The 10,266-nt window shown below is 49.4% G+C and carries 6 protein-coding genes; 5 read left to right on the forward strand and 1 reads right to left on the reverse strand.

Annotated elements, in window-relative coordinates:
* Window positions 1–6: 6 nt before the first annotated feature.
* Together FP827_02065 and FP827_02070 are read left to right on the forward strand one after the other, a co-directional pair.
* Entirely contained in the window at window positions 7–5,598 is a 5,592-nt protein-coding gene (locus FP827_02065; protein MBA3051867.1) for a T9SS type A sorting domain-containing protein, read from the forward strand.
* Window positions 5,595–6,713: a hypothetical protein gene (locus tag FP827_02070; GenBank protein MBA3051868.1), complete on the forward strand. Its 1,119-nt coding sequence runs from the start codon at window positions 5,595–5,597 to the stop codon at window positions 6,711–6,713. Before FP827_02065 ends, FP827_02070 begins: the two co-directional genes overlap by 4 nt.
* Here the strand turns inward: FP827_02070 and FP827_02075 are convergent.
* Window positions 6,664–7,209, reverse strand: coding sequence for an NUDIX hydrolase (locus FP827_02075; GenBank protein ID MBA3051869.1), 546 nt, complete (start codon window positions 7,207–7,209; stop codon window positions 6,664–6,666). The two genes, FP827_02070 and FP827_02075, sit on opposite strands and share 50 nt — an antisense overlap.
* 113 nt (window positions 7,210–7,322) lie before the next feature.
* Here FP827_02075 and FP827_02080 point away from each other — a divergent pair, with 113 nt between their 5' ends.
* The 3 genes from FP827_02080 to FP827_02090 all read left to right on the forward strand — a co-directional run.
* Window positions 7,323–8,099 carry an indole-3-glycerol-phosphate synthase gene (locus tag FP827_02080; GenBank protein ID MBA3051870.1) on the forward strand — a complete coding sequence of 259 codons (777 nt, stop codon included), beginning with the start codon at window positions 7,323–7,325 and terminating at the stop codon, window positions 8,097–8,099.
* 23 nt (window positions 8,100–8,122) lie between these two features.
* A complete protein-coding gene (locus FP827_02085; GenBank protein ID MBA3051871.1) occupies window positions 8,123–9,421 on the forward strand; it encodes a UDP-glucose/GDP-mannose dehydrogenase family protein in 1,299 nt (432 codons plus the stop codon).
* The coding region (locus FP827_02090; protein MBA3051872.1) for an SDR family oxidoreductase at window positions 9,418–10,266 on the forward strand (849 nt) is incomplete at its 3' end. The genes FP827_02085 and FP827_02090, both read left to right, overlap by 4 nt.

The raw sequence follows: 10,266 nt of genomic DNA on the forward strand, positions 1-10,266 counted from the left end.
ATAAGTATGGGGAAAAGAATCGCTTTTCTGGTTAAAGGCGTTTTCGCGGCCTTTGCAATAGGGGCGTCTTTTTGTTTTGCCGTGCCCGCTCCGACAGGGCTTTTGTGCAACAATAAAACAAATCCCGTGTACGTGGAATCGCCGGAGCCCTCTTTCGGCTGGAGCGCCTCAACGCAGGTGGCGTACAGGCTGCTTGTTTCCACATCCAATGATTTCGGCATTATAAAATGGGATACTGAAATAGAGACGAGTTCGGTCAAATCCTGTGTTTACGGCGGTGTGCCGCTTTCCGGAAACACGACATATTACTGGAAAGTAAAGGTTTCCTCATCTTCCGGAGAATATTCGCAGTATTCGGATACGGCAACATTCAGGATGAATTTGTTTTTGAAAAAAGCTTCTTTCGCCGGCGCCGACCTGAACGCGTTTGAAGATGTCGGTTCCATAGGCGTCGGAGATCTTGATAATGACGGTTATATTGACATTGTGCTCGGAGGCACGGGAACGGAGGCCATGTTGCGTTTTTATAGAAATGACGGAACGGGCGCCTTTGACCTGATCTTTTCCACGCTATCGGGTAAGCAGATGGGCGGGGTGCTGATAAGAGACATCAACAATGACGGCTTAAACGATGTTATCGCCGCGGCCGAAATAGGCGGCGGCGCGGCCAATCAAAGTTCCGTTGTCCTCATAAACATGGGCGGTTTTATTTTTCAATTCTCTGCCGAGTTTAACCCTAAAAAAACCTCTTCCGCCGCTTGTTTTGATTTTAACAGGGACGGCAAATACGATATAATAGAGGGGCTTACGACCGGCGGGGTTTGGCCGGGGGCAACGGGGGAACAAAACACTTTTTACGCAGGCCAGGGAAACGGCCAGTTCGCATCCGCCGCGTTTTTCGGGGATCTGAACGAAACCAACTCCCTGGCTTCCGCTGATTTTGACAATGACGGCATTCTTGATCTTGTGGTGCTGAATTATAAAAACGATACGGATTCCACCTTTACCCCCCATGCTTATGCTCAGGTTTATAAAGGTGACGGCTCCGGGGGATTTTCCGCCGTTCCCGATTGGGTGTCTCCCGCTCCGGATTATTTCAATGCCGCGGGGATAGGGGATTTTAACGGCGACGGCTTGTGCGATTTTATAGCCGCCACAAGAGGCCCGAGCGAGACATGCGTCCTCACGGAAATAGGGATATGGATAAACGGCGGAAATATGACATTTACAAAAGATTTCTCGGTCGGAGGACCCCGCGCTTTCGCCACCTCGCTGGCCGTGGCAGATTTGGATAACGACGGAGATCTGGATTTCATAGTAGGCTGGTACCGTCTTGGCGTCGGGAAATACACGCGGGTTTATATGAATGACGGCAGTGGCGATTTTTCTCTGCTGGATGAGACGGAAAACACGGTGTACGCCCAATGTGTGGCAATAGCGGATTTTGACAGTGATGGTGACCTTGATTATGTCGCCGGCCACGGCGATGGCTGTGAGGTTTATTATTCAACGCTATCGGATGATGATCCTAACAGTTCTCCGGCGGCGCCGTTTTCGGGAATGGATTTCGCCTGGCAATCGGGAAAGCTGCATCTTAAATGGGGCTCTGGCGCTGATGGGGAGACGCCTGATGATCTTCTGCAGTATGATCTGGCCCTCCGCGATGATGCGGGGAATGTGGTCATTTCCACCGTATCGGGCACGGTGTTCAGCGAGTGCTCCGGATTTTACGGTAATATGCTCTATAGTTCATGGACATTGTTGAATGTTCCGCGCAAAACATACTTTTTTTCTGTCGCGGCGTTGGACGCGCAGGGCGCCAGGAGCGCACCTTCTTCCGAGGTCACCGTCAATGAAAAATCATATCCCGGCTGGGAGGCAGACAATGTTCTGCTGTCCACCTGTACGCGCAACTACACTTTGGCGGAGATTCTGATAGATCCGGCGAAAAAAGGCGTGATCGTCACGGTTTTTAAATTAAAGGATCTTGAAAGCAATCAATGTACGCTTAAAGATTTTGAATATTCCCTTGACGCCGGGTTATCGTGGGATTCGCTCGACGCGTCTCTGGTTTGCACGGGTTTTGATTCTTCTTTTACTTCGGCGGAGACATTAAGCGCTTCCGCCAGACACACTTTCTACTGGAAGACGAATCACGCGTCAAATCCGGCAGTCGTTAGATCAACGCAATGCGAGACCGTCAGCATAAGATTTAAAGCCAATGACGGATACGCGGACAGCGGATATTGTGTTTCCGGGGTTTTTGAAATAGATAATGAGAGGCCGGAGACTCCGGGGGATCTTTCTCCAACGGGCGTTTATACATCAACCAGCGTGACGCTCAGCTTCGGATCTCCTTCAGCCGACGTGAATTTTGACGAATACATCATATATTATAACGATGATCCGTCGGGTATTGTGAATGATTCCGGCGATAGTATCGGTTCATGGCAAGCCGCGGATGATATTAATCTGGACGCGGAAGATTTCAACGGAGTTTCTTCCACGACAATAACCGGCCTCAGCGACAACACCACTTATTATTTCCGTATTTACGCATATGACACCTTCGGGAACAGCATGGGTTCCGACGATAAAGCCGTGGCGGCTACCAATAACAGGCCGACGCTGAGCGCTATCTCCGTTTCGCAGAGAAGTGACGGCAGCGGGAATGTGGATTTTCTTTACAGGGGCTTTGACGCGAATAATGATTCGTGGTCATATGAGGGCCTTTTTTTAAAGAATTTTGACGGGGCGATGATAGGAATCTCATCTAATACAGCAGACAGCGCTTTCTCCGATCCTTTGTATTTTTGCTCGACAGGCTCTCTTCAGGATTTTGTCTTTAACGCGTTGAACGATATCGGGAAGGTTTATTATAACAATGTTAAAGTGACCTTTATTATTTCTGACGGCATTGACGAATCCGCCCGGCTTTATTCGTCCTCTTTTATGCTGGACACGCTGGAGCCTTCGGGAATAACGCGTTTCAGTCACAGGGGGCACGACTCTTCCCATGTACAGCTCCAATGGAATCTCAATGATGATGACACATCTATCTCTGTGATAGAGCATAATTTTTTGAAATATGTGGTCTATTACAGCACTTCTCCGGGTGTGGATGAATATTGTCTCTCGTGGGGGCCGGTACAGCAGACGGCGCTGGGGTCGATCACCACGCGTATCGCCAATGTGGGTGATTATGTTGATGAGCACGGAGAGCACATTATCGTCCTTTCAGCAGGCACCAGATATTATTTCAGGCTCTGCGTTTATGATTCTTTTGGAAACACCTTCTGGCCTGAAGAGGAGATCAGCGTTATCACCGGAGACGGGCCATCATCATGGATGGAGAATGTCCCGAAGCAGTCTTCTTCCGGCGACGGAAGGATATCTGCGCGAATTTTTTGTTCGCATCCGGATGATTTTGATTCTTTTGTCAATGTGAGTTATTCCACAAGCGGCTCCGGCGCGGGGGCGTCATGGCACGCTGTTACATTATCTACGGCCGTGACAGCTTTTTATTTTGACGGCGCGTTTCAGCCCCTCATTCCCCCCCCGGAAGTGGATAATGCCAATTATTTTCAGATAGGCACAGCACAAGAACCGCTCATTACGTCTTCCGGTACCCGCGTCGCGCTGGATGTGGTGTGGAAAAGCGCGGAGGATCTTCCGGGCGCCTTATATGGAAGCGTTTTTTTGAGAACTCTCGTAAAAGATGTATACGGTGTGACACAGTTTTCAGCGGCCGTATCAAATTCTTTTACCGTGGATAACCTGAAACCGGTTCCCGGGAGCGCCCTCTACAGCCACGGAGACGAAGCCTATTCCCCTGTAAATTCCGCGGAACTGATTATTTTTTGCAATAAAAGTCCCGATGTTATTTCCTATGAAAATATTTTCATATCGACATCGCCGCTTTTTCCTGACGGGTCTTCGCCGAGGATAAGTCTTGAAGAGACGGAATATGACGAGGCATCATCTTCATCAACTCTATATTTTAATCTGTCGCTTGAAAAATGGCGTCAGATAGCTTTTTGGGGCAGGAGCGCGGAGAGTTTGTATATTCATCTGTCGTCCGCATCCATTAGAGATTCCGCGGGCAACACGCCGGATGAAACAAGCATGGAAATTGCCTGGATCAAAGACACTACCCCCCCCTATCCGGAAAACCAGTTTTACGCTCAGAATGAGAGTGATCCGGCAAAATTATCGGGTTTCCGGCTGCAGTTCAACGATGAGATATCGGGCTGGGCGGAAGATATCGGTACGCTTTTGTCTGTCTACACTTCCAGAACCGGCCCTGAAACAAAGGTGACATTTGAAGACGGAATAACCATCAGCAGCGCCTCTGCGAATATTTTCTGGTTTTATCCATCTGAAGATAAGCATGTAGAGCTTTTAAATTTCGGTATAACTACACTTTATTTGGCCTGCGGCGGATTGGGTTATGATTACTCCGGCAACTGGCTCGAGAGCATAAGCAGGGAAAACGCCCTCTCTGTCCCCCTGACGCGAGAGACCAGCGCCCCGTGGGTTATTGATTACGCGCCGGATACCCTCCTTAAATCAGACGTTGACGCTGATATATGGATCAGTTTCAGCGAATCTCTTCATTCCGACTCGGTGACGACCGCGAATGTTTATCTGACAAAAATCAAAAATTCGCAGGGCCTATCCGTTTTCGAAAATGTTCTTTCGGCGATAAATTATATTTCTTCGTCCTGCGTAGTGACCGTCTCGCCTTATTCTCTTCTGGAATACGGGTGCGGTTACAGATTGACGGTGACAACAGGCATTTGCGATATATCCCTGAACCACATGCTCTCTGTTTTTTCTTTTGAGTTTGAGACGCTATTTGATCTTTCGTCAGGATTTACGCTTTCCACCGGTCCTGCCGCTATCACAGTGCCCGAGGGTACTCTTTCCGGTTCAGGGAGGATAGAGATGCTCCTTGATGATGAGAACGAAAAAATATACGCCGCTTTTTTGCGCGAAAGCGCAATGGGCTTGCCGGCGCACAGCAGGATCATCGGCGGTGTCGTGACGCTGGAGCTTTATGATGATTTTGATAATGTTATTTCGACAACTTTCGCGGACAGCGTCACATTATCTTTCTCTTATGAAGACAGCGAGCCGGACGGTTTCGTTGACGGCTTATCGCCTCCTGTAAGAGTGGAATCGCTGGCCATCTACTGGCTCTCGGATACGACTTCCTGGATAAAGCTGTCCAGTTCCCGGCTCGTTAAATCGCAGAAAAAAGTCCAGGCGGATCTATGGCATTTTTCAACTTATGCCCTGATGGGCGGCCCGCTTTTCAGCATTGATGACGCGCATCCATATCCTGTGCCCTATAAAAAGAGCGAAGACATAGGCAACGGTATAATCTTTTCTTTTCCTTCGGGCAGTGACGCTAAAATAGAAATATACGATATTATGGGCCGGCTCCTCAAGGAATTCAGCTATACGGACGCTACGGCCTCACCCCCCGGGCTTTTTACCGGCTGGACGGATGTTAAACTTCCGTCGGGGGTTTATATTTACAGAATAAAATCGGGCGAAAACGAAAAAAGAGGGAAACTCGTAATCATACAATGAAACTGAAATTTCTCAAGAAATCCGCGCGCTGTGAATATCCGTCGCTCTATCGCGCCGGCGTTGCACTGCTGCTGTCGGCTTTATTGACAATGCCGCCGGCCGCGGCGGAAACCTCTTTTCTGCAGATGCTTTTTGTGCCGGCGGATCCCTTGAGCGTGTCTCTCGGAGGCGCGAACGCCTCTCTCGCGGGGCCGGGTTCTTTCCTGATCAATCCCGCTCACGCCGCGCGGGCTACGAGGCCTGAGGTGTCAGCGGGTACGGTTTTCTGGTGGGAGGATATATCTTTGCGCGGTGTCAGCGCCTATCTTCCGCTTAATGCCGCTTTCACCGCGGGATTTTGTTCTCTCAGTTCGGATTACGGCAGCATTGACGCCTACAGCGCTCTTGATACGCCGATGGGCGCCGTTACGGCCGGCGATTCTTTCTTTGCCCTCGGCGCTGGTTACCGCTCGGGGGTATTTTCATCCGGCTTGAGTTTTGTCACTCTGAGTCAGCGTTTATCGGCTGAGCATGAGGGGAGCGCCGCCGCTTTACATGGCGGTGCGGAATACAGTTTCTGGTTTCTGAACACGGGTTTTTCTTATTTTCTGCCTATGGGTAAAATGGAGCTCGGCGGCGGCTCATCACCCCAGGCAATACCGTCGGTTATGAGGGCGGGCGCAAACTTCCGTTTTCTGGGAAGCATCCTGTCGTTTGCCGGGACATTCCCCTCGGAAGGTGAGGCTTTCCAGTCTTTCGGTATAGAGATCCCGGTGGGAGAAGTTTTGAGATTCCGGTCGGGTATGAACACAATAGATTCAATTATGGGTTTCAGCGCGGGCGTCGGGCTTAAATATGACAGATTTTCATTCGATTACGGCTTTACCTCGGTGGAAATAGGGGATGCGGTACATTCTTTTTCCCTCGCGGCGCGACTGGGCTATTCCACATTAAAAACCCGGCTCTACCGTGAGGCAAGGTCTTTCTTCAGGCAGGGCTTTTATGAAAAATCACAGCAGAAACTCAATGAAGTCCTTATTCTTGACCCGGATTATAGAAAGGCTAAGGTTTTGGCGTCTAAAATAGCTAAAATTCTCGACCGTTTAGAAAATCCTTCCACAAAAGAAGAGCAATAATAGTTTTGGAGTCGCCTATTTTCTTTTTCCGCACCATTTGAACAGCTTCATCCAGGTCAAATTCCATTTTTTCTATAAATTCATCATCGTCGGGTTTGGCCCCGGTGTGTTTAAGGTTTAATGCGGCGTAAACATATATTGTCTCGGTTGAAAAAGCGGCGCTCGGCTGGTATTTGGAAAGCAGTATGAATTTGCCTGCGGCCAAGCCGGCCTCTTCTTTCAGTTCCCTTTTTATACAGGCAAGGGGTTTTTCGCCGCGCGAGAGTTTTCCGGCCGGTATTTCAAGAGTGAATTTCCCCGCCGGATAACGGTACTGGCGTACAAGGACTACTCTGTTCCCGGGAAGAACAGGCAGAGCCCCGGCCGCTCCCGGATGGTCAGTGTATTCCCTGACGGCCGTTTTGCCGTTCTGCACACGGACGGAGTCGGCCAAAAAATCAATAGCTTTCCCTCTATATATCCTGTTTTTTTTTACGAGTATTTCTTTTTTCAGCATTTTGAATATTATCAAATGGTCATAATTCGCGCAATCACAGAGAGCGGCCACGCCAAAGCGGCAGCTTTGCGCTTGCCGAATCGGCGCTGATTTAATACTATTTGGACTGAATTATGAGCGATATTTTAACTGAGATTGTAAGACAGCGGAAGATAGACGTGGGCGAAGACATGAAACGGCTTCCGCTCAGCCGCATGAAATCGCTGATCAGACGCGCCGCGAAAGCGAGGGATTTTGACGGAGCCCTCAGTGTCCGGCCCTATTCGCTGATCGCCGAGATAAAAAGGTCATCGCCGTCCGAGGGCGTGATCGTCAGGCGTTTTGATCCGGCGAAATTGGCCGAAATTTACGCCTCATCCGGAGCTGACGCCGTTTCCGTGCTGACGGAGAACAGGTTCTTCGGCGGGGATCAGGATATGATAGGAGAGGTGAAGAAGAGCTGCCCTCTTCCCGTGTTGAGAAAGGATTTTATTTTTTCGGAATATCAGGTTTATGAATCCAGGTATTACGGGGCCGACGCGCTACTTCTGATCGCCAGGATTCTGGATAAAGATTTGTTAAGGGATTTGTTTGATTTAAGCAGGCGGCTCGGAATGACGCCCCTCGTGGAGCTTTACGGTGAGCGGGACAGGGAGAAGATAAAAGGCATGAAAATACCGGTGCTGGGTATAAACACGAGAGACCTGAAAAGCGGCGAGATCAGTTTCGCGAAAGCCGCCGCTCTTGCAGGTAAAGTAAAAACGGAAACGCTTGTGTGTGAGAGCGGGATAAGGAGCCGCGGGGACATAGACGAGGCCCTCGATGCGGGATTTAATTCTTTTCTCGTCGGCACGGCCATCCTGAAAAGCCGTGATAAGAGAAAATTTATAAGGAGCTTGACAGCAAAATGAAAAAGAAAGGATCATCCAAGGGTGTGAGAATAGCCATTGTCGGTTCAGGTTATGTGGGCCTTGTGAGCGGCATATGTTTCGCCGAAATTGGACACAGTGTCATATGCGTTGATAATAATAAGGAGAAAATCAAGAAACTGAAAAAAGGTTTAATGCCGATTTATGAGCCCGGCCTTGATAAGCTCTTGAAGAAGAACATGAAAAAAGGCCGGCTCAAATTCTCGGATTCCGTGAAAAAAGCGGTGCCTGTATCGGATGCTATTTTCATAGCGGTCAACACCCCTCCCCGTCCTGACGGCTCATGCGATCTCCAGTATGTGGAGGCGGTCTCCAGAGAGGTGGCGCTCTCAATGAACGGTTACAAAGTTATTGTTGAGAAATCCACGGTTCCCGCCTCAACCGGTCAGAAAATAAAACAGACGGTCAAAATATACAATAAGAAAAACCTTCCGTTTGACGTTGTATCCAACCCCGAGTTTCTGAGGGAAGGGAAAGCCATAGGCGATTTTCTCAAGCCCGACAGGATAGTGATAGGTGTTGAAAGCAAAAAAGCAGAGGAGCTCATGCGCAGGATCTACGCTCCCGTAAAAGCGCCGATGATAGTGACGAACACGGAGACATCGGAATTGATAAAGCACGCGTCCAACTCGTTTCTCGCGACAAAGATATCTTTCATAAACGCCGTGGCGAATATAGCCGAAAGGGTGGGTGCGGATATAAAGGATATTTCTCTCGCCATGGGGCTCGACAAAAGGATAGGCGGCCGTTTTCTCGACGCGGGTATAGGTTTCGGGGGCTCGTGTTTTCCCAAAGACGTGTTGGCCTTCATCCATATGGCTCACGAGGCGGGTATAGACTTCAGGATGCTCAAAGAGGTCTACGGAATAAATGAGAGCCAGCGTATGACAGTGATAAACAAACTCACGGATATTGTGTGGAACATAGAGGGGAAAAAGATAGCTGTTTGGGGACTCTCCTTTAAGCCGGACACGGATGATCTGCGCAACGCCCCGGCCATAGATATCGTCAGGGAACTTCTCAAATTCAACGCGCAGGTCTGTGTTTATGACCCTGTCGCCATGGACGGTTTTAAGAAAATATTTGGGAAAGAGAAAAATCTCAAATACGCGCAGGCCATGACGGCCGTCAAAGGCGCGGACGCTCTCATGCTGCTGACCGAATGGGAAGAGTTTTCCAAAGCTGATATGAAAAAGGTGAAATCGCTGATGAGGGTGCCGGCGCTGATAGACGGCAGGAATCTTTATGATCCCGCGAAAATGAAAAAACTGGGATTTCTTTACAGGGGAGTGGGAAGAGTATGAGGATTGTTATCACCGGAGGCGCGGGCTTTATAGGCTCGCATCTGTGCGACAGGTTTCTTAAGGAAGGCGCTGAAATTATCTGCATGGATAATCTCATCACGGGATCCACGGAGAACATAAAACATCTGTTCTCAAATCAAAAATTTTCTTTCATGGAATATGACGTGACGAATTATATTTATGTTGACGGTGCGGTGGACGGTATACTGCATCTGGCATCCTGCGCCTCTCCCGTGGATTATCTTAAATTCCCGATACAGACTTTGAAGGTCGGGTCGATCGGTACGCACAAGGCGCTGGGATTCGCGAAAGCCAAAAAAGCTGTTTTTCTCATGGCTTCCACCTCGGAAGTTTACGGCGATCCTCTTGTCAATCCTCAGAAAGAGGAATACTGGGGCAATGTCAACTGCGTGGGCCCCAGGGGTGTTTATGACGAATCAAAAAGGTTTGCGGAGGCCCTGACCATGGCCTATCACTATTCCCACGGCGTTGACAGCAGGATAATCAGGATTTTCAACACTTACGGCCCGAGAATGAGGGCTCATGACGGCAGGGTTGTGCCCGAGCTGATAAACCAGGCGCTTGAAGGCAAGCCCCTGACCGTTTTCGGTGATGGCTCGCAGACGAGGAGTTTCTGCTACATAGACGACATGGTGGAAGGTATTTACCGTCTTTTCAAAAGTGCCGAAAACGATCCCGTGAATATAGGCAATCCGGACGAGAAAAAAATCCGGGATTTCGCCGAAACGATCATAAACATAACGGGTAGCTCCAGCAAAATAGTGTTCGGCAAACTGCCAGCCGACGACCCGAAGGTCAGGTGCCCCGATATCAGCCGGGCTAAA

The organism is Candidatus Omnitrophota bacterium (assembly GCA_013791745.1).
Lineage (GTDB): Bacteria > CG03 > CG03 > CG03 > CG03 > CG03.